Source organism: Pseudoalteromonas sp. CST2 (genome assembly GCF_028599385.1).
GTDB classification, from domain to species: Bacteria; Pseudomonadota; Gammaproteobacteria; order Enterobacterales; family Alteromonadaceae; genus Pseudoalteromonas; species Pseudoalteromonas atlantica.
This window is the reverse complement of sequence record NZ_JAQREO010000016.1, coordinates 1-18,250: the sequence shown is the minus strand read 5'-3', so window position 1 is coordinate 18,250 and position 18,250 is coordinate 1. Positions and strand designations below refer to the sequence as shown.

Below are 18,250 nucleotides of genomic sequence, written 5' to 3'. Positions count from 1 at the left end.
TAAGCGGTATGAGAAGCTTGAAACGTCAAGCCGGTTACGGCTCATTGCTTATTATGGCCCTTGTGGGCATTTTGGCATTGGGTAGTACGGTTTACTATAAAACACGAATGCAGCAGCCAGAAAGTGTTAGGGAAACCTATGAGTCTACGGCTGAAGAGCTCAGAGAAATATCGAGCGCATTAACGGCCTACTATCGAGATAACATGGCGTGGCCTGCCACAATTAACGATTTAGCAGCTGGCGGCTACTTTACTGGTGATGCGGCACGATGCGGTGGCGGTGGAGCATTTCAATCGCCATTTTGTACAGTTATATTTGGTGGGCAAACTGGTGACGATTACACGTTGACTGTTAACCTTCTCAAAGAATCGGTAGCACAAGCGGTAGCAAACCAGATACCAGGTGGCACTTCAGCTGGGACTACTGTTACAGCAACTATCAACAGACCTTTCCAATCTGCTCTTTATGATGATTACCTTCAGCGCGTAGCAGATCCGGATAATCCGCAACGTACTCAGTTAGAAGTTGATTTAGATATTAACAATAATGACCTGGTTAATATTGGTTCACTTAATGTTCAACGAGCCACATTCGATAATGCTGAGTTTACTAATGCTGATATAGACAGAATTAATACTGAAGAGGTTCAGCTAGGTAATAACAGTATTACCTATGCGGGTAATCAGTTAAATGTTAATGCTGGGACGGTTAGAACTAACGGTTCGCTGTCTATGAATGGCGATATTGTTGGTAATGGCAATGATATTACTGGTATTGATTCTGTTTCAGCAAACACAGGCCAGTTTGATTATGTAAGTGCTGATAGCGCGGCAATCAATAGTCTTAGTGGTAACTCACTGGATTATAATAGCGGTAGTATTGATTCAGTCAGCGGTAATAGGCTCACGTTCGGTAACGGCTCGATCACTGCACTTGGCGGTAATACATTTACATACGGCTCAGGCACTATTAGTTCTGTATCCGGTAATATCTTGGACTTTAACAGCGGTAATATCGGTTCTTTATCGGGTAATTCCTTGTCGTATGGATCAGGTACTGTCAATACGTTAAGTGGTAATACGCTCACGTATGGCACTGTGAGCGGCACGAATGGTAACTTTGATAGTGTGTCAGCCAATAGCGGCTCTATTGGCAATATGAGTGTCACAGGAACGGCTGGGCTTAACAGACTTTCATCATCTAATGGTAATGTGACAAATTTAGATGTTACTACAGGTAACATTAATAGTGGCGAGGCCAATAGCGCTTCTGGTACATCGGTATCGAGTTCCGGCACATCTACATTTAGTGAATTAGACAGTAACCGTATTGATACCAACAGCTTTAAAGGTCAGACAGTGCAAGCATCAAGCGGTAGCACTTCTGGCAATGCCTCTGCGGGGTCTGTATCGGCATCAAACCTAACGGTGAATAACCGTCTTCAAACCAATGTTATTGAATCAAACAGCTCATCTGTAGGCAATGCATCTGCATCAAAACTGACTGTCCTTGGGGCGCTTAGCGCTTCTGGTATCAACGTGACTACAGCTAACTTTAATACGGGAAGCATTGCCAGTGTAAGCGGCACTAGCGCGAACTATAACACTGTCACTGGAAATCAATTTAATGGTGGCTCATTTACAAGTAATGATGACTTTTACACTTCTCAAAGCTCTGTTAATAACAATCACCTTTTGATTACTGAGCAAAGAAGTAAGCTGGATAACTGCGTAGATGTCACTAAATACTGCATTCCGCAAACGCCTAGCGTGAATCTAACTTGTTCTTCGTGTAATTCGGCTGCGGCACGTTCAAGCTTTTCTGGCACTGCTACTGGTTCAATTTCGGGATGTAGGCAGGGCTGTTCTTATAGCTGGGTGACATCGGGGAGTGGGCTGAGCTTTTCCGGATGTAGTGGTGGTACTATTGCCAAAGGCGGTAGCGCTTCTCCATCATGCAGAGTATCAAGTTCGTTAGGGCCACAAGAAAGCGCCTCTGGTAGCATTCAGTTGATCGTGACTAATAGCCATTATACAAGTCGCACGGCTTCAGACAGTGTGAATGTCTCTTACACAAATACAACGCCAAATGATCCGTTTAGATCTGTTACAGCGGGGTGTTATGTTGATACGGCTGCTTTTGACCAAGCACGACCTAATTCTTGTATGGCAAATGGTTGGCCTGACAAGACATATAAAGCAATATTAAGTGTTGGTGAATATCTGGGAATAGAAAATTACCAATTTTACACGACATCTGATTGGACAATTGCATGGTCTGGAGATTGCACATCTAGTCAGTGGCAATGCGTTATGAGTTTCACACCTGGCACTGGCGATCAGAATTATTCGTCTACGGTTTCCGTGCGCCACAAGGCAACGGGTGAAACAAGAAATTTCAGTGTGACTGTTAGATTCCACACTCTTGAGTAAAAAATTATGAATGAAAAAGGCCTTTTCCTGCAATGGCTGGAAATTGAGAAAAAGACAAAAACACAAAAAGCGGCCATAGAGGAATTAAACAACCACTGTGGCACAAAATATACCGAAAGCTGGCCCTCCAAAATGGAGGGTCGTGGGTACACGCTAGAGCGCATTCCCACTGATGTTCGACGTTATATGATGAATATCGTTTTACCTGAGTTGTTACCAGGTAAATCAGAAAATGAATATAAAAAACTAATAATAGCCTTGACGTAACTATACCGCAGCGGTATAGTCTAAGGGAGCTTTAATTTTGGGGATTCGTAATGAAAAAACTAATCAGCACAGTATGTTTGTCGGTAATGGCTGCTTCTGCAACGGCGGGAACAGGCGCTGATATTCGTGGGCTTCATGTTAATGAAAGTCCGGTTCAATATTTGCCAAAGGTGGCAACAAAAAGCACAGTTCAAAGTTATTCAGTATCATCTACGACCGCTGTTGGAAATGCTGCTGTAGCTGATGTTGTTGTGTTCTATCAGCCTTCTTATTTCGCAAAATATGGTGCATACGAGGCGCACAAGCGAATTGAAGCTTGGGTTGCGACCGCTAACGAAAGTTATGCCGCGCACGGTCTGAATTACCGCCTGTCTGTGTCTGATGTAATTGCGGTTGAATCGGTGTCAGATGATGTTCCTTATCAAGATGTTGTAGATGGTGATGGCAATATCGTTCAAGACGGTGCTGACTACCTTTTCTCACTGGCGGCATTGAATGAAGGAAGCCCTGAGTACACGGCTTATCAGGAAAAATGGAAAGGCGATCTGGTTGTATATGTTCGTGAGCAACGCCCTGAAGATACAGTGTTGGGGCTTGCCGGTATAGGCGGTGAGTATTCAAGCATGCTTGACAATGATGTTGCGCCTGAGCAATACACTACGTTTGCACACGAAGTTGGTCATAATATCGGTATGAACCACGAAGAAGCTAAGGCGTATGTGGGTCCAGAATACGCGAGAGCAACGATGTGTGGTGGTAATTACACAATCATGTATTCGGCTTCGCCAGCTGCTAAAACGCTGCATCATTATTCTTCGCCTGACTTATCTAGCGGTGGTGAGGTTTGTGGTAATGAAGATACAGCTAACAATGCTCGCGTTCTGGAAGAAAACTTTGTGGCAACTACTCAGCGCCGTGCAGGTGTTGAGGCGTTGGGAGTCGTATCGTTTGCTGAAACTGCTTTTTCAGGCAATGAAGAAGATGGCGTGGTGATCACATTGCAACGTGATGGTGACTTATCGCAAGCTGCATCGGTTAAATTATTTGCTGAAAGTGATACTGCGGAATGGGGTGTTGATTTCGTAGATGCTTATGTACTGGCAGAATTTGAAGCGGGTGCGGCCACTGCTGAAGTGGTCTACCCAATGGTAAAAGACAGTGAGAGCGAAAGCACTGAGTCTTTTTCAGTAACAATGAAATATGCTTATAAGTTGAGTGTTGGTGATGTGGCTACTGCAACGGTAAATGTTGCTGATGGCGCTCAAACTGGCGCAGCTGGCATGTTCTCGGTTGCTGGGCCTTCAGAGTTGAATGAAGGTGATTCAGGTGTGTATGTTGTAAGTCGCGTTGGGGGTACTGGTGAAGCGGTTGTTAATGTCTCTGCGGTAGCTGGTAGTGCAGTTGCTGGGTCTGACTATGTTGCTCTAAATGAACAGCTTGTATTTGCTGAAGGTGAAGTTGAAAAATCAGTTACTTTGGTGACTATTGATGACCAAAAGGCAGAAACGAAAGAAAGTCTGACTATTGAAATTAATAGTCCTAGCGAAACTGCTGAGTACGATGTCAAGAGCGTGAATGTCGATATCTTTGATAATGATGATACGGTAGAGCCTGATGCTGGTACATTTGCGTTAAGCGCGTCAGCGACTAGCGTTTCTGAAGCTGCTGGTAGTGTGACGATTACGGTTACTCGAAGTGGTGGTTCTGAAGGAACAGCTGTTGTTCGGGTTTACACGGTAGCTGGTAGTGCGGTTGCTGGTACTGACTTTACTGCGTTAGATCAAGAATTGACATTCGCTGATGGTGAAACTGAAAAATCACTAACACTTCAGATTCTGGATGACTCTGATGATGAAGCTGGTAATACTTCATTTGATGTTGTGCTTGAGGGTGCGGGTGTAGAGGTTACAACAAGTACCATTACGATTACATTGACTGACAATGATAATGCCAGCTCTGGCGGTGATACTGGTGGGGACACTGGTAGCGAAAAGAGTGGCGGCAGCACAGGATTTGGGTTTATGTTACTATTGGGTCTGATGGCGATATTCAGAAACAGTGGTTTCAATGCAAATAAAAAATCTATTTGAAAGTGCTTACTATAGGAGGTTGATCCTTGCATATATCATCGATGAGCAAGGGCCAATCTCTACGGTCGAAATAGTAGGCTTGCTTAACTGGCCTAAAAACACAGTTAAGACTAATATTAATGGTATACGAGATATGGGAATTGAAGTTGAGTACGTTGGTTCGCGAAAGACTGGCGGGTATCAACTCCATTCCTGGGGACCAATCAAGAAAAGCTGGGTTAAACAAAGATACAACGAAATTGTTGATTCATTGGAAAACTTTAAAGCTAAGGAGTGACATTATGGGTATTGCAGGATTTTTGGGGGTGCTGGCCGTAGCAGTGTTCTTCTTGGTTAGCTTTTTTATTGGTTCTGATGGCAGCTCTTCAGAAGATAAGCGTCAACTAGACGGTTTGGATGACGGAATTGGTGGCGTGTTCGTTAATGGTGAGCATATGACTCGTCAAGAAGCAGAAGACGCACAATCGCGTGGTGAGTTGTACGATACTTATTATTGAAAAATTAGGCATGCCTAATTAAAGCTCAAATTAAGCCCGCTTTATGCGGGTTTTTCTTTGCCTAAAAAAACCCTGTTAAAGTCACTGGGGTTTTTCCCAGCATTTCCTTTTTTATTACTGGACAATGCCCTTATAGAAATATTGGGGGGTGTCCTTTGTACCTATCGAAGCACGTTTTATTTGTTCTTGCGCTTGTCTCAAACGGCGGGTTTGCCAGTACGCAACCGAAAGGCGGGTTTTCCGATGCGTGGCCTAAAAAAATCGAAGTCTTTTACGACTATAGCACTGGTAACGTTTCTGAAGTTGAAGTGGCAGGAATAGAGCTTGTTTATTATCAGTTGGACAAGCCTGTTGGTCTGCAAAGTGAAATTAGCAAGAAGCTACCTACTAACCTTGACGATGCCGCCGCTTTCATGAGCCGGTATGCAAACAGTGAAGAGGGTAAGAAGCAAATACAAGCTATTGTGGATGGTTATCAGGGCGTTGGTAGGGCGTATGGTTTAGGGGTAACTAAACTGCCTGCTACAGTGATTGATGAGCGCTATGTAGTGTATGGAACTACTGATGTGAATCAGGCCCTGCGAATCTATCAAAAGCAAGGTGGCACTCATGAATAAGTTTTTATTGTCCGTGATGGTCCCAGTAGGTCTTATTTTTTCTTTCAAACCCCTGCCTGCTAAGGCAGATATCAACAGTGCTGAAATAATACAGGAAAGCCTTTCATTTAGTTGCGTTGCATGGCGACCAACAGGTGTTTGTTTTTGGTTGAAGTGCAGACCTTTCCCGCCCAGCTGTAGTGTGGAAACAAGCATTAAGGTTAGACACTACAATCCTGATGCTATTGTGCAAGTATATCAAACGCCAGGTGAAACGCCGTGGGATGAAATGTCGTTTGTATCCGAGCTTGTATCTTTGGGGCAATCTGGTAGCACTCCGGCTAATGCTGACCGTATTACTGCTAAAGACCGCTCTAAAGACAAGGGTAAAGATAAGCGTAAACAATCCTCTAAAATTATATCGCGCCACGTTGATATCATTGGTAGTCCTGGTTTATTGCCTATTTCTGAAGTGCTGGGCAGTACCGACTATGGTTGTGAAAGTGGTGTGCAACCATTCCAGCCTTACTATGTATCTACGCTTGATTATTTTTCTTGGAAATTCCCTTATACAGAATTTCTTAAACTTGCCACGTTCGTTCCTGGTATGCGTGAAGTCGGTGAACGCAACGATGGACAGAATGAAACATTCTTGTTCACTGGGCGCTTTGGCAATGTTTACCCCCGCATTGGTAGTCTGATGCAAAACGACACCTACAAAGCTTCAGCTGTCTTTGCTCAAAGGGCGGCAGACATCGCTACAGACACTTCCGCACTGCACGTTTACAACTTCCTTGGTGAAAAGAATAGCAAGGATGGTTGGTGGCCCCCTGGTCAAGTCAAGGAGTGGACATCGAAAGAGGGTAAGTGGCAAATGCTTTATCCAAGAGCCGAAAGCCAATGTCACATCTTTGGTGAAGACTCTACTCGCAAAGACCAAACAATTGATACAGATATGCCGAACATGACGGAATACGTTTATGACGGTTATCAGCACAGACGTTCAGACGATGGCAATTACGCTTGGCAGCTATGGAGGCCTTACACATGCTGCGAGAAAAAAGGTCAAGTGTTCTTGTTCTCCATTGATACAGATTCAACAGGAAGATAATGATGAAAAAAAGTGTTATTGCATTGGCCGTAACAGCCTTCTTTTTGACGAATGGGGCAGTGGTTTCAAAAGCTTCAGCAGCAGAGGATAAATTAGATCCAAGACTGGTTTTTGAAATCGGCGGAAAAGCCAAAATTAAGCAGCGCCGAAATAGAAATATACCTGTAGGTGCAGGGGTTCGTTGGAAAACGCCAATGTGCGGCAACTTCGATATGTCACTGTCTGTTACCAATATTTTAAATGGTGTAACCGGCCAGCTTGAAAAGTTGGGTGATGACCTGTTGGCCAGTGTGACCGGCGCGATATCAAATTGGCCTATGATGGAAATTGCGCGAGCTGATCCGCAACTGTATGAGTTCATCCAGCAAGGTAAGCTTGAAGCTAGCGAGTTGTTTAACGCCTCTGTAGCTACCTGTGAAGAAATGACCGATAAGATGGTGCGTGAAGGGTATGGCACAGGCGGTTCACCTGGTAGCTGGGTTGAAGTATCAGGCTTTGAAGATTGGGGTGATTCAGATCCTGAATCTGATGACGTTGTTCAAGTAGAAGAAAATGTTGATAAAGAGAAAGGCGATGGCGGCGTTAAATGGGTTGGGGGTGAAAAAGCTGCCGGTAAAGATCAACCGCCTATCGATACTGTAGCCGACACAGTAAAGGCGGGTGTCAACTTGTTGGCTAATCGTGATGTTAAAAGTCGTTCTAACCTACCGCAAAACGATGATGCGCCTTGGTTTGCTAAATACTGGAAAGATCCTGAAGAGGCTGCGGAATGGGTGACTGATATCGTAGGGGAAACCACGATAAGAACGTGTGTAGATTGTGAACGTTTGACAACAACACCTGGAACCGGCGTTTACGCAAAAATGGAAAAAGAACAAAGGCGTATAGAAGACCGGTTGTTGACCTTGCTGGATACACCTACCACTGTTTACGACTCTGAAGACCTAGCTGAAATTTCAGCCCCAGGGTATGCCATAACACAACAAGTCATGGAAGCGCTTAAAGGCGAGTCTTTGTATCGAGAAGCATTGGTTGAGCGATTAGCTGAAGAAGTTGCCATTGCTGATATCGTTGAGCGTTTGATTGCTGCACGTCGAATCATGCTTTCTGGTTTAAAAGAAGCGCATGTGGCGCAAAATCCGGATGCGGTACAAATCATTACTTCACGTATTGCTGAGCTTGGTGAAGAAATGGACCTGCTTCGCCAAGATGCAGAGTTAAGAGCTTCAACCAAACAGTCTGTTGCCGTGACACTGCTTAACAGAAAAGCAGGGCGCGAGAAGTACAATGGCGTTGCTCCTAGTGAAGATATGACTGATGCCATTCGTAAAATGATAGGGCGAGGTCAGTAATGAATATTGAAAGAAAGGCGGTGTTCAAATGGCTGTTAATTGGTGGCGGTATATTGTTGCTCGCTACACTGGGGGTAAGCTTTTTGCTTAACCTTGCTGTCTCTTTGATGGAGCAGAAAGAAGCTGTTTTGGAAGTGGGAAAGCGCATAGACGGAGTGGGTAGTTATTTTACGGTCATGCGTCTATCTATTGTGGTTTTGCTGATTTTTTATTGGAAAGAGCTTGTAAGGTGGTTTGGTCGTGTGCAGGGCCTTAATTTGCGCCAGGTTTTCTTTCTTAAAACGCTTTATCCCTACGTTGTTGGAACGTTAGTGCTGATAGAGTTTTTAGGCTTGGTGTTTTAAGGGGGACGCATGGTAGTTGATAGCACGATAGATGCTTATGGTATCTCACTTGCATTTTATATCTACGATGTGTTGTGGGATATATTTGCTCAGACCGGTTTGGTTTACTTCCCGATGATCGCACTGATATTTGGTGCAGTGAAAAGCGCCTCAGAATCATCAATGGAAGACTTTAATACCAAGTCCTCATTGCGAACGGTTGCAATGGGGCTTTTCTTTATGCTGCTTGCTTTAGAGCTTGCGCTTTATCCGATGGTACGTCTCAAGTTTGATGACATTAAGTATTACTCTCGACAATGTACGTCAGATACAACTGGTGCAGGCACAATAACTACTGAAATTTTGGGCGAGGAAGCTGAATTTGTTGCTGAAAATATGGAGGTGCAACTTGGCGGTCGTGAGATACGTATACCGGTGTTGTTTGCTGTAGCGCTTCGTATTTCTCAAGGTATTAAAAACTGGGCAGTAGAAGACTTGCCTTGCTCGACTGACATTCGCCTTATATCTGATGGAATGCTTTCTCAGCGGATTACAGATGAAGCTTTGCGTAATGAAACCAAGGAATTTATAAAAACATGCTACAACCCAGCGAGACGTAAATATTTATCTGAATGGGATCTCGGTCTACCTGATGACCATAATTGGCCTGGGGGTCACAAATTGGTCATGGATTATTATGATAACGCTGATGGTGATGGGTTTTATTCTAAAAAGGCAAGGCCAGGTTTCGGTAACTCAGTTAATGAACTTCCCGAATCTGAGCAGTTACCGAGTGATTATGGGTTTCCAACTTGTAAAGAATGGTGGCTTGGTGAAGGTGTTATCAATACAACAAGAGCATATATCGCAGAAGAGGCCTTATCGACACGGTTGTACAACTCTTTAAGTGATTACTTAAAAGATAACCATATGGAAATTTACGATACGTTGGTTACACGTTTAAACAGAGTAAAACAATACAATTATGGCTATGCACAAAAAGATGTTGTTGTTAAAGAGTCGCTTTTCACGCCTATCAAGTTAGCTGAGTTGAATTCTCTTTCAACTACGGACTACGGTACTCAAGGCGACGATGGTTTTACTGACTGGGCGTTTAGGGCGATGGGAACTATCGGTGTAGCTGGTAAGTCGATCGAGCAATTCAGTGGGGCGAGTATGCTTCAGTTGTCTATGCCGATGGTAAAACCCTTTATCATTATGGTGATCGTGATCTCCTATCTTCCTGCAATGATAATGTCGGGATTTAAGTGGAAGTACATTGGCTTGTTCCACGGTGTAGTAATGTCAATGATGTTTTGGCCGTTTTTTTGGGAACTCTCTCGACTTATTGATGACACGATGATGACAGCATTAGGTGTCGATTTTGATGAAGTTAATACACAAATGCTGTCCCAGTGGATTGCTTCAGCTTTGTACCTGTATGCACCATTACTTTTCTCTACAGCGCTTGGCTGGGTCGGTATGGCCGGTGCAGATAGCGCATTCCAAAAAATGGCTGGCGGTGCTGGTAGTGCGGGTCAAAAAGGTGGCTCTGCTGCAACCAACAAAGCTAAGGGAATGGGGAAAAGCATGGCTAGTAAAGGCATGAGTGGCATCAAAGGGAAGATGGGCAAATGACCGGTATGCGTTCGGCTCGACTCGTTGAGCCTCGTAAAAGCAAACACATCGATGCGCGGTTGGCTGAACACTTTCAGTATTACTATCAACCGCAATTCGCACTTGGTTCAAACAAACTAAAAGGGTTTGAATGCTTGCTCAGGTTGAATCATCCGGTAAGCGGAATTGTTGGGCCAGGTCGATTTATCGACCGGCTCAACAAAAGCACTATCTGGAATCGTCTATGGCCTGTGATGTTGAACAAAGTGAGTGTTGAACAAAAGCGCCACGGTAAGGGATTGAAATTAGCAATTAATGTTTCGCCTGATGAATTAGAGAAAGGTGATAAAAGTGTATTTTTGCAGTGCTTTTACAATATGGCCCAAGGTGGTGATCTCGATGCATCTTGTATCGAGATTGAAATAACTGAAGACTTTCAGATAGAAGATTATGAGCAAGTAAATTGCTCTATTTATATGCTTAAACAATTAGGTGCTAAAGTCGTTGTAGATGACTTTGGGGCTGGATTTTGCAACATGGCCGCAATTGATAAACTGGACATTGATGGCGTAAAAATTGACCGTAGTTTAATTAACGGTGTTGAGTCTAGCGAAATCAAACAAACAATAGTAAAATCGTTAATACAAGTAGCGAATGTGAAAGGGTGTTACGTCTTGGCTGAAGGGATTGAAACAGAATCTCAGCGTCAGATGTCAGAACAACTAGGTTGTGAGTATGGGCAAGGATTTTTATTAGGTCGCCCTTCCCCCTCTTTCGTTCATTTGATCCAGTTTTAAAAAGGCCACGCGCCGAGATTCGTTGCCTATAGCAACGTCCCCTACCTGGGAGGCTTGACCGATGGTACAACCAGGTGCGACCTGGGAGGCTTGTAATTCAGTGTATCTGCTAGTCAGAACACAGCCTTAGAGGATAGTCGTGTAGTTCCTACACGCGCAGCTCATTATATTGAGCTGTTTTTCTTAAGAACTGGCGCGTGTAACCTTCTAATCGAGTTTGTAAAAAGTGGGCGCTTCTAGCTGCCCTTCCCATGTAGAGTTCCAAGAGCTCGTAGACTTGCCAATAGAAACAGTTAATCAAAAATGACAAAAAAGATCGTTTTTTTCGGGCGGGTTTTCGAGGCTTTGTGTTTGCACAAGAAGTAGCCATGTATTACTATGTACATGCTACTTTTTTAAACAAAACAGGCGCTTTCGAGCTGCCTTCAACACGTAAAGAGGAAATATCCTATGAAAAACTTAAAGCAAAATCTTGTAATTATCGCTGGTAATGTATCGTTCGTTGATATCAAAGAATCAACTCAAAAGTCAGGTGAATACTTTGGCAATGTGAGTATCGCATACGATGATGGTTATTTTGATAAAAACAACAACAACCAATGGGTTGAGCGAGTGTCGTTTATCGACGTTAAGGTTACTAACCGCTTTCTCAAGCAATGTAAAAATACCATTAATCCTGGCGATCAAGTCGAGATTGAAGGTAAGTTGGTTGTTGAGTCTTGGCAACAAGATGGTCAGAACCGCAAGGCGATGAAAGTTCAAGCTGAAAAGTTAGTTGGTCACGTTACTAAACAAGAGATCGAATGCTTAAAAGCTGCCGGTTTACTTGGTGGTAATCCCCAAAACTAATCAATCTGGTTGGTAACGAATAAAGGACGCTATGCGTCCTTTTTAATTAGGCATGCCTAATTTTAATATTCAAGGGGTGACGTATGATGTGGTTAAATTATAGCAACAAGGTAAGTTCTACTGTCTTGTTTGTCACGGCTGTATCTCTTTGGTATGTGCCGTTTAGTAGAGCTGATGAGCTTGTTTATTGGTATGCATATCAGGAAAGTAAACGAGACGATTTGATAAGGCGTTATCGCAAATTCTTACCGAAGCTGTTTATCAGGGTTTATTTAGAATCCAAGTTGGAATTCAGAAAATGGGCCATTGAAAACATGAAAGATGATTTTGAACAACGCAGAATCGTTGATGACTGGAAAGCTAACAATGCTTAATATACATGCACCTTCGGGTGCATTTTTTATTTCCGAAGATGCATTTTTTAGTAGTAAGTATCATACAATTCACCAAGACTTTGAGCTGTTTCAGCTTCTTGCCAAGTCATATCGTTGTTGTCAGCGATGATGTTGCCAAAGCCATCATTGAGCTGATCAAGCTGGCTATTTGTTTGTTTATTTTCAGTGTTACCAAAGAAAACTTCGTCAACTGACTCCAAGAAAATTTTGCCTGTAAATTTGAGTGCTGATGTAAACATTTTGATTCTCCTTTTGTTGAAATCGGCTGTAAAAATAGCGCTGGAAGTGAAGTAAAGGCAAATGGCTCAACGGAAGCCGCAGCTAAGTGAGCAAAGCGAATCTGAACGGGTGAGTAAGCGCGAAGCCTTGCATTGGCGCTTTATGAACAAAGCGCTTTACTTGCCTTGATTGAGACAAGGAGATCACAAAAATGAAATCACACGTATTTAGGCATGAAGTTGGTGCGATAGTGAATTAATTTGGTATAGTGAAATGGTTAATCGGCCAGCAGGCCACAATGAAAATAGGCGCTCAATGAGCTGCCTTCAACACGTAATGAGGAAGATGTATGAGACAGAATGCAATAACACTTGCTAGTAATGTTGATGCGATTATGGCTAAAGCACGTTCTGAGGGTGCTGATATGCAATCTCGAAGTGCGGTTCTATCTGCACTGTATGGATGTGTAATGGCCGGTGCTTTATGCGAGCTTACCGAATACTCTTATATTGTATATGGTGGTTTGGTTTCCCCCATACCTAAAAATATAACCCCTGAAATTCGTTTGCAGCAAATTGAGACAGATTTGATTGCATTGGAACAGGATTTTGCAGTATCGATGTACGCCGTTATGGATCATCAAATACGTTGCAAGGAATTAGGTATTCGAGGGGCTAAGCGTTCCAGAATGATTAAAGAGATCTGGGCGCTTGCTACTGAAGCTGAAGCTATCAATTTGATTAGTAAGCTGGATGGTTTTTCAGATGGTTATCGTGCGTATTTTAATGGACACATTAAACGCACACCTTTATCCCAGGGAACGCCTAGTTATTGGGAAAAAGGGCAGATTGCCGCTGAATCGTTTTCAAAATCAGGACATAAATTCTGGATCGGTAATGGTTACAGCATAAGGTATAACCCTTTGTGGGAAGAGTACCAGGTATCGCATGAAGAGATTGGCAGTGTTTATAGCTGTGAAGATTTTCATGAAGCGCTTGAGCATTGTCGAAAGGGGTAGGTATGTTACTTAAAATTGCAGAAACAAGATCGTTTCAGTTTATTGGTTTGGGTCGTGATGAAGCGGAAGCTAATCAGGCGTTACTAGATAGATGGGCAAAGCATTGTTCATCATATCCAGACGCTGATCCAGAGTTGATGAAAGAAATGATTGAAGCAGAGGAAGTAAACACTTCTGAGATAGAGCCAGGGCAAGCAATTGACGCTGGTTCAGGTGAATAAATAAAGGTCCTTCGGGACCTTTTTTCATCGAGCATAGTCAGACCTATCTATGTTGGCCATAAGGCCTATAGTCGCAAATGACTATGCTGCAGCAGAGAATGTTTGCTAAGATGAATACTCTTAATCGGCCTCCGGCCAAAAACAAAACAGGCGCTTTCGAGCTGCCTTCAATACGTAAAGAGGAAAACACGTATGACTACGCAAAAGCCATTTGAGCGTTATACAAATTCAACCCTTGACCAAACAATTCATATGGAGTTTTTTGGTGATATTGGTCGGGTGACGCAGATCACAATCGGTACTCGATTTGAGCGGTTGATAACCATCAGACCAACAGAATTCGGTACTAACGTTACTGCGGTTAACCAAGCCTTTGACTTCTTCAATAACATTGCCCCAATACAGGACTACGCTGAATTACGTAGGGCATGGAAGATGTATTTGAAGGCTTGCAAGCAACTCAGCTATAACACTCACTACGCTTTTCATAATTATATGGATGGTAAGAGAATTAAGCGCCTTGATCGCAAAGGCGGTGTTTCTCAGTGGGTCGCTGCCTAATATCCAATAAAGCCTCTTGTAGAGGCTTTTTTTATACCTGGTACATTGGTATATTGAAGGCTCTAAACCGGCCTTCGGCCACAATGAAAACAGGCGCTCTATGAGCTGCCTTCAACACGTAAAGAGGAAACTTATGAATACTTCAGAACTACAACAACGTATGGCCCCAATTCAAAAAGAAATGCCTAAGCCTGTATCAAGTGCTTTGATATCAGTTTTAGGTGCAACCGCTTTTCTGAAATTGATTACGCCTATATCTGAAGCTATCCGGAAGGATGCTTTAGATAAGTTCAAGCCAGTCGTTGAGGACAGTCAATGCGGTCGAATTACCGAAAGTGTTGGTAAAGTCATAACTCGTTGGGATGATCTTTATTTGGCTTCAGATGATGCAGCTAAAGAGCTTTACGATTATCACAAACGGGAAATGGCATTGAAGGGGTTCAAAGCTGATGGTGAGTGTTGCCCGTTCTTGGTAGCGGAATCTACTTTGCGAGAAGCTAAGCGTATTTTGTTTAGTGTTATGGAGCCTTATACCGGCATTGCAGAACGTCAGATACTTCGCCTTGATACGCGAGAGAAGTACCTACAAATTCTGCTTAGCATGTTGGTCCCTGTGGCCTCCCAGCAAGGTATTGAGCTAAACATTCTGAAAACAAAGTAATAGTAAAGCTTCCTTCGGGAAGCTTTTTTTATACCTGGCACATGGTATATTGGAGTTTCTAAACCGGCCATAGGCCAAAATCAAAACAGGCGCTTACGAGCTGCCTTCAACACGTAAAGAGGAAAGTAAATTTAACTATGAAGAAACTTATTGAGAATCTTCGGGCGCTGTTTGCAGCGGTAAGCGAAGATATGCGTAAAATCGGCATTTTTCTTATCGGTGCTGGTCAACTTGGTATACTTGTCGATAATGACAAAATGACAGGTTGGGCCGGTGTACTGGTAATGGCCGTTGGTATCATAGCTTGGGCTTTTGGGCTATACTTAGCTCAACAGCTAGCGGATAAAGTACAGGAGAAGTAATGGCACCATTAGTAACAAGTCTCATAATGATCTTGGCACTGGTTGTCGGCTTCGGTTTGTTTTTTCATATGAAAAAAGACCAGACAAAGCACTAATCGACGCTAAGCGCCAAATAACTTAAAGCTCCCTTATTAGGGGGCTTTTTTTATGGTCCCCCTACCCTACATTTACCCTTTTTTCGTGCTATATTAAAGTTTCTAAATCGGCCTACGGCCATAACAAAAACAGGCGCTTTCGAGCTGCCTTCAATACGTAATGAGGCAACAGTATGACTACTGACGTTCTATTAAAAACCCCTGAGAATATCGATCTTATCTGGAAACATACAAGTGATGATTTTCGCGGCATAACCGGTGGCACTAAAACCGTTTTGTATAACCAAAATGGCGGTACGGTTCTTGGCTCTATCGAGGGTATGCCCAGTGATGTTTTTGCGAAGCAGTTGAAATATGCGAAGTGGAAGGAAGTTTGTTTTCAACGTGATAAGAAACTTAAACCTATCTACAAAACCTTTGGGCTTGAACCTATGTTTACTGGTACGAATCAGTGGCGTGGAGACTTTAAGACTGTTCTTGAAATCTTCAAAGCGCAGAAAGGTGAAGATGTAGCGAAACGTGTTAGTGATGCAATACGTGATGCTTACGTCCCCTTCCCTGATGGTCCTGACAGTGATGGAATACAGTTGCTGGATGGTGTGTCAGAGGTAACAAAGCCAGGTCGAGGAATGCTGGAAATTATTATTCAGCGCCCGACTAAAAAAGTGGTTCGTGTATTTGAATGCACCAGAGACGCATTGCAGGAAATGTATAAGCAAGCGATCAGTAACCCCTATGTACTTCAATATCAAATCTTGTAGGTGTCTTATGTATTTTGGATTACCGGTATATAACTCCAAGGGTGACTTTCAAGGTAAAGTCACTTCGAGATATCAAGATGATGTTGATCTGTTTGTTATTGATGATGAATGGGAAGTGGCGGTAAGCAATACAGAGCATGTATTGTGGACGTTGAAACCAGATTGTCGGGGCGAACACATTAGGCTGAAATAGATGAATGCACCTTACGGGGTGCATTTTTTTTGTCTGTTGATATAATGAATTTTCTATATTGGCCTCCGGCCACAACAAAAACAGGCGCTTTCGAGCTGCCTTCAACACGTAAAGAGGACTTAATATGTCAGTACGTAAAGCAATGACAATTATCGTTTTGCCAAACATCAAAATGTTTCACTTCACTGAAAAAACATTGGCAGGTATCAGAAATGAAGCATGGTATCCCTATGCTGAAGGTAAGCTTTTTGAGTATGTTGAAAAGTACCTGGTTGATGCTGGTTTAGCACACAATGTTACTCGTCTCGATGAGAAACAACGTTGCGGCCAGTCAGTCGATTATGTAGTTACATACAATGTAGCTAAGCCAACTGATCGTAAAGGCCAGTTCAATCATGCGTTTGATATCGCTTTTGAAGTTGTTTCTGATAATGAAGGTGATAATGTTACTGGCGCTGAACTTCGCGCCGGTCTTCTGCGCCGACTTTTAATTACTCCGGATGAAGAGTTAGAAGAAGCTTGCGGTAGACCACACGATACGTTTGAAACAATCAATAACTAGACAAGATGCACCTTACGAGGTGCATTTTTTTTGTCTGGTGATATACTGAATTTTCTATATCGGCCATCGGCCACAAACAAAATAGGCGCTTTCGAGCTGCCTTCAATACGTAATGAGGTAAACCCCATGAGTAAGAATAAATACATTGTTGACGCAAACGCACCTATCTCTAACTATCATGTAACTGAAAGCATTATCTATACAGACTCTGAAGGTGTAGAACGTGTCGCATACAGCGGTGCGCTTTACAAAACTGAAGATTCGTTGGATATGACTTGGCCTGAATACGAAAAGTATAAAGCTGAGATTAACCCTGAAGTTAGCTTGAAGGTAATTGGTCCAGAAGAGCATGATGCTCGGATAAACCTTTATCGACAAGAACAAATGAAGGAAGAGCAAGAGATCAGTTCAGAAGATTATTGGTGGTTATTTGAATGCTTACCACCGTGTCGCTGGCACAAGGTTTCTGGTGTTGAGGTGTTTCATGTAAGTGAGCGTATTTGTTTTGACCTGGTTCAGTGGGTCGCACAAATTGGAGACAAGTATTATAAATTGGTCGATTCAGAAAAAGCTGAATTGTCCGATATTGCAGAGCGCTTTATCAATCTTGATAAAAAGTTAGCTGCTTAATAATTAAACCCCGCTTAGTCGGGGTTTTTTATTTTGTATTCTCAGATGATAATTTCAATAACCTTTCTAAACATGCAATGCATGGTAATTTTGTGTTGTCTGCTTCATCTATGAGTGAGGGGGATTTTTTGCATAGTGTATCGTTGATATTCCGCGAGAATCGTCCAGCCTCTATTGAGCTGTTACATACTATATGTAATCGGCTTTTTGTTCGTTCGTATCCCTGCCAAACCATTAACGACTTGATGAAAAACGGGTGTTGATGCTTTTCTATGAGCTGCTGCGCTTGTTGAATCAACAATGTTTGCAGGCCATCAACTTTTTGCCAATCGGTTGTGGAAGTCCGATACTCTGTCTTAATTTGGTAGAGAAGATTTTCAATATCAGTTTTCTCGATACCTATGTCCGATGGCGAAACTGTAAAGTAGCAATGTTTTACTTTCGATATTTGGGTTTTACTACTAAGCGCCGAAGCCTCAACCAACTTGTTTGTCACTAATTCAGCAATTTCACTTGTTAGCCGTTTCCAATGTTCTTTGGGAATAGACATCGCTCCGAATAGTTGGGGGGTGTCCCAACCATATTCTAAATGCTGTTTGTATCGTTGTATGATCGGCTCACAATTAACCGGTTCAGTTTTC

The 18,250-nt window shown here is 42.9% G+C and carries 23 protein-coding genes; 21 read left to right on the top strand and 2 right to left on the bottom strand.

The genetic code is table 11. The features are described from left to right. Window positions 1-8 precede the first annotated feature (8 nt). The 13 genes from PSH41_RS17005 to PSH41_RS16950 all read left to right on the top strand — a co-directional run bounded on the left by PSH41_RS17005 (window position 9) and on the right by PSH41_RS16950 (window position 12,305). The gene (locus tag PSH41_RS17005) at window positions 9-2,432 is read left to right on the top strand and encodes a beta strand repeat-containing protein (protein WP_273589636.1); all 2,424 of its coding nucleotides are present in this window, start codon (window positions 9-11) and stop codon (window positions 2,430-2,432) included. 6 nt (window positions 2,433-2,438) lie between these two features. Then, on the top strand, window positions 2,439-2,699 hold the full coding sequence (locus PSH41_RS17000) for a hypothetical protein (protein ID WP_273589637.1): 261 nt from the start codon (window positions 2,439-2,441) through the stop codon (window positions 2,697-2,699). A 50-nt stretch (window positions 2,700-2,749) separates the two neighbouring features. Further along, window positions 2,750-4,789 carry a Calx-beta domain-containing protein gene (locus PSH41_RS16995; RefSeq protein WP_273589638.1) on the top strand — a complete coding sequence of 680 codons (2,040 nt, stop codon included), beginning with the start codon at window positions 2,750-2,752 and terminating at the stop codon, window positions 4,787-4,789. Beyond that, window positions 4,767-5,066: a helix-turn-helix domain-containing protein gene (locus PSH41_RS20135; protein ID WP_369128004.1), complete on the top strand. Its 300-nt coding sequence runs from the start codon at window positions 4,767-4,769 to the stop codon at window positions 5,064-5,066. Before PSH41_RS16995 ends, PSH41_RS20135 begins: the two co-directional genes overlap by 23 nt. Before the next feature lie 28 nt (window positions 5,067-5,094). Continuing rightward, window positions 5,095-5,286, top strand: coding sequence for a hypothetical protein (locus PSH41_RS16990; RefSeq protein WP_273589639.1), 192 nt, complete (start codon window positions 5,095-5,097; stop codon window positions 5,284-5,286). 155 nt (window positions 5,287-5,441) lie between these two features. Further along, window positions 5,442-5,903, top strand: a complete 462-nt coding sequence (locus PSH41_RS16985; protein ID WP_273589640.1) for a TIGR03757 family integrating conjugative element protein — start codon at window positions 5,442-5,444, stop codon at window positions 5,901-5,903. Next, window positions 5,896-6,993, top strand: coding sequence for a TIGR03756 family integrating conjugative element protein (locus PSH41_RS16980; RefSeq protein ID WP_273589641.1), 1,098 nt, complete (start codon window positions 5,896-5,898; stop codon window positions 6,991-6,993). The genes PSH41_RS16985 and PSH41_RS16980 overlap by 8 nt, the downstream gene beginning before the upstream one ends. Further along, complete coding sequence (locus tag PSH41_RS16975) at window positions 6,993-8,345, top strand: integrating conjugative element protein (protein WP_273589642.1); 1,353 nt, start codon at window positions 6,993-6,995, stop codon at window positions 8,343-8,345. The genes PSH41_RS16980 and PSH41_RS16975 overlap by 1 nt, the downstream gene beginning before the upstream one ends. Next, a complete protein-coding gene (locus PSH41_RS16970; RefSeq protein ID WP_273589643.1) occupies window positions 8,345-8,689 on the top strand; it encodes a hypothetical protein in 345 nt (114 codons plus the stop codon). Before PSH41_RS16975 ends, PSH41_RS16970 begins: the two co-directional genes overlap by 1 nt. A gap of 9 nt (window positions 8,690-8,698) precedes the next feature. After that, the gene (locus PSH41_RS16965; RefSeq protein WP_273589644.1) at window positions 8,699-10,306 is read left to right on the top strand and encodes a conjugal transfer protein TraG N-terminal domain-containing protein; all 1,608 of its coding nucleotides are present in this window, start codon (window positions 8,699-8,701) and stop codon (window positions 10,304-10,306) included. Continuing rightward, entirely contained in the window at window positions 10,303-11,082 is a 780-nt protein-coding gene (locus PSH41_RS16960) for an EAL domain-containing protein (protein ID WP_273589645.1), read from the top strand. Before PSH41_RS16965 ends, PSH41_RS16960 begins: the two co-directional genes overlap by 4 nt. Before the next feature lie 450 nt (window positions 11,083-11,532). Further along, a complete protein-coding gene (locus PSH41_RS16955) occupies window positions 11,533-11,931 on the top strand; it encodes a single-stranded DNA-binding protein (protein ID WP_273589646.1) in 399 nt (132 codons plus the stop codon). An 83-nt stretch (window positions 11,932-12,014) separates the two neighbouring features. Then, on the top strand, window positions 12,015-12,305 hold the full coding sequence (locus PSH41_RS16950; RefSeq protein WP_273589647.1) for a hypothetical protein: 291 nt from the start codon (window positions 12,015-12,017) through the stop codon (window positions 12,303-12,305). Window positions 12,306-12,352: 47 nt separating this feature from the next. Here PSH41_RS16950 and PSH41_RS16945 read toward each other — a convergent pair whose 3' ends face one another. Next, window positions 12,353-12,565, bottom strand: a complete 213-nt coding sequence (locus PSH41_RS16945; RefSeq protein ID WP_273589648.1) for a hypothetical protein — start codon at window positions 12,563-12,565, stop codon at window positions 12,353-12,355. A gap of 329 nt (window positions 12,566-12,894) precedes the next feature. Between PSH41_RS16945 and PSH41_RS16940 the strand changes: the two genes are divergently transcribed. The 8 genes from PSH41_RS16940 (at window position 12,895) to PSH41_RS16905 (ending at window position 17,609) form a co-directional block, all read left to right on the top strand. Beyond that, window positions 12,895-13,563, top strand: a complete 669-nt coding sequence (locus tag PSH41_RS16940; protein WP_273589649.1) for a hypothetical protein — start codon at window positions 12,895-12,897, stop codon at window positions 13,561-13,563. A 2-nt stretch (window positions 13,564-13,565) separates the two neighbouring features. Next, window positions 13,566-13,784, top strand: a complete 219-nt coding sequence (locus PSH41_RS16935; RefSeq protein ID WP_273589650.1) for a hypothetical protein — start codon at window positions 13,566-13,568, stop codon at window positions 13,782-13,784. A 192-nt stretch (window positions 13,785-13,976) separates the two neighbouring features. After that, window positions 13,977-14,345, top strand: a complete 369-nt coding sequence (locus PSH41_RS16930; RefSeq protein ID WP_273589651.1) for a hypothetical protein — start codon at window positions 13,977-13,979, stop codon at window positions 14,343-14,345. Window positions 14,346-14,478: 133 nt separating this feature from the next. Further along, window positions 14,479-15,006: a hypothetical protein gene (locus PSH41_RS16925; protein ID WP_273589652.1), complete on the top strand. Its 528-nt coding sequence runs from the start codon at window positions 14,479-14,481 to the stop codon at window positions 15,004-15,006. A gap of 137 nt (window positions 15,007-15,143) precedes the next feature. Next, window positions 15,144-15,368, top strand: coding sequence for a hypothetical protein (locus PSH41_RS16920; RefSeq protein WP_273589653.1), 225 nt, complete (start codon window positions 15,144-15,146; stop codon window positions 15,366-15,368). Window positions 15,369-15,636: 268 nt separating this feature from the next. Next, window positions 15,637-16,224, top strand: coding sequence for a hypothetical protein (locus PSH41_RS16915; RefSeq protein ID WP_273589654.1), 588 nt, complete (start codon window positions 15,637-15,639; stop codon window positions 16,222-16,224). Window positions 16,225-16,541: 317 nt separating this feature from the next. Next, window positions 16,542-16,979: a hypothetical protein gene (locus PSH41_RS16910; protein ID WP_273589655.1), complete on the top strand. Its 438-nt coding sequence runs from the start codon at window positions 16,542-16,544 to the stop codon at window positions 16,977-16,979. Between the two features lie 126 nt (window positions 16,980-17,105). Beyond that, window positions 17,106-17,609, top strand: a complete 504-nt coding sequence (locus tag PSH41_RS16905; protein WP_273589656.1) for a hypothetical protein — start codon at window positions 17,106-17,108, stop codon at window positions 17,607-17,609. 28 nt (window positions 17,610-17,637) lie between these two features. On the opposite strand, the gene PSH41_RS16900 is transcribed toward PSH41_RS16905, so the two are convergent. Continuing rightward, a partial coding sequence (locus PSH41_RS16900; protein ID WP_273633952.1) for a hypothetical protein occupies window positions 17,638-18,250 on the bottom strand: 613 nt, incomplete at its 5' end.

Bases quoted from the DNA above. Each gene is read 5' to 3' on its own strand.
- PSH41_RS16910 (WP_273589655.1), top strand. From the start codon at position 16,542: ATGTCAGTACGTAAAGCAATGACAATTATCGTTTTGCCAAACATCAAA.
- PSH41_RS20135 (WP_369128004.1), top strand. From the start codon at position 4,767: ATGCAAATAAAAAATCTATTTGAAAGTGCTTACTATAGGAGGTTGATC.
- PSH41_RS16945 (WP_273589648.1), bottom strand. From the start codon at position 12,565: ATGTTTACATCAGCACTCAAATTTACAGGCAAAATTTTCTTGGAGTCA.
- PSH41_RS16980 (WP_273589641.1), top strand. From the start codon at position 5,896: ATGAATAAGTTTTTATTGTCCGTGATGGTCCCAGTAGGTCTTATTTTT.
- PSH41_RS16995 (WP_273589638.1), top strand. From the start codon at position 2,750: ATGAAAAAACTAATCAGCACAGTATGTTTGTCGGTAATGGCTGCTTCT.
- PSH41_RS16925 (WP_273589652.1), top strand. From the start codon at position 14,479: ATGAATACTTCAGAACTACAACAACGTATGGCCCCAATTCAAAAAGAA.
- PSH41_RS16965 (WP_273589644.1), top strand. From the start codon at position 8,699: ATGGTAGTTGATAGCACGATAGATGCTTATGGTATCTCACTTGCATTT.
- PSH41_RS17000 (WP_273589637.1), top strand. From the start codon at position 2,439: ATGAATGAAAAAGGCCTTTTCCTGCAATGGCTGGAAATTGAGAAAAAG.
- PSH41_RS16970 (WP_273589643.1), top strand. From the start codon at position 8,345: ATGAATATTGAAAGAAAGGCGGTGTTCAAATGGCTGTTAATTGGTGGC.
- PSH41_RS16950 (WP_273589647.1), top strand. From the start codon at position 12,015: ATGATGTGGTTAAATTATAGCAACAAGGTAAGTTCTACTGTCTTGTTT.
- PSH41_RS16920 (WP_273589653.1), top strand. From the start codon at position 15,144: ATGAAGAAACTTATTGAGAATCTTCGGGCGCTGTTTGCAGCGGTAAGC.
- PSH41_RS16935 (WP_273589650.1), top strand. From the start codon at position 13,566: ATGTTACTTAAAATTGCAGAAACAAGATCGTTTCAGTTTATTGGTTTG.
- PSH41_RS16905 (WP_273589656.1), top strand. From the start codon at position 17,106: ATGAGTAAGAATAAATACATTGTTGACGCAAACGCACCTATCTCTAAC.
- PSH41_RS16975 (WP_273589642.1), top strand. From the start codon at position 6,993: ATGATGAAAAAAAGTGTTATTGCATTGGCCGTAACAGCCTTCTTTTTG.
- PSH41_RS16915 (WP_273589654.1), top strand. From the start codon at position 15,637: ATGACTACTGACGTTCTATTAAAAACCCCTGAGAATATCGATCTTATC.
- PSH41_RS16930 (WP_273589651.1), top strand. From the start codon at position 13,977: ATGACTACGCAAAAGCCATTTGAGCGTTATACAAATTCAACCCTTGAC.
- PSH41_RS16960 (WP_273589645.1), top strand. From the start codon at position 10,303: ATGACCGGTATGCGTTCGGCTCGACTCGTTGAGCCTCGTAAAAGCAAA.
- PSH41_RS17005 (WP_273589636.1), top strand. From the start codon at position 9: ATGAGAAGCTTGAAACGTCAAGCCGGTTACGGCTCATTGCTTATTATG.
- PSH41_RS16955 (WP_273589646.1), top strand. From the start codon at position 11,533: ATGAAAAACTTAAAGCAAAATCTTGTAATTATCGCTGGTAATGTATCG.
- PSH41_RS16940 (WP_273589649.1), top strand. From the start codon at position 12,895: ATGAGACAGAATGCAATAACACTTGCTAGTAATGTTGATGCGATTATG.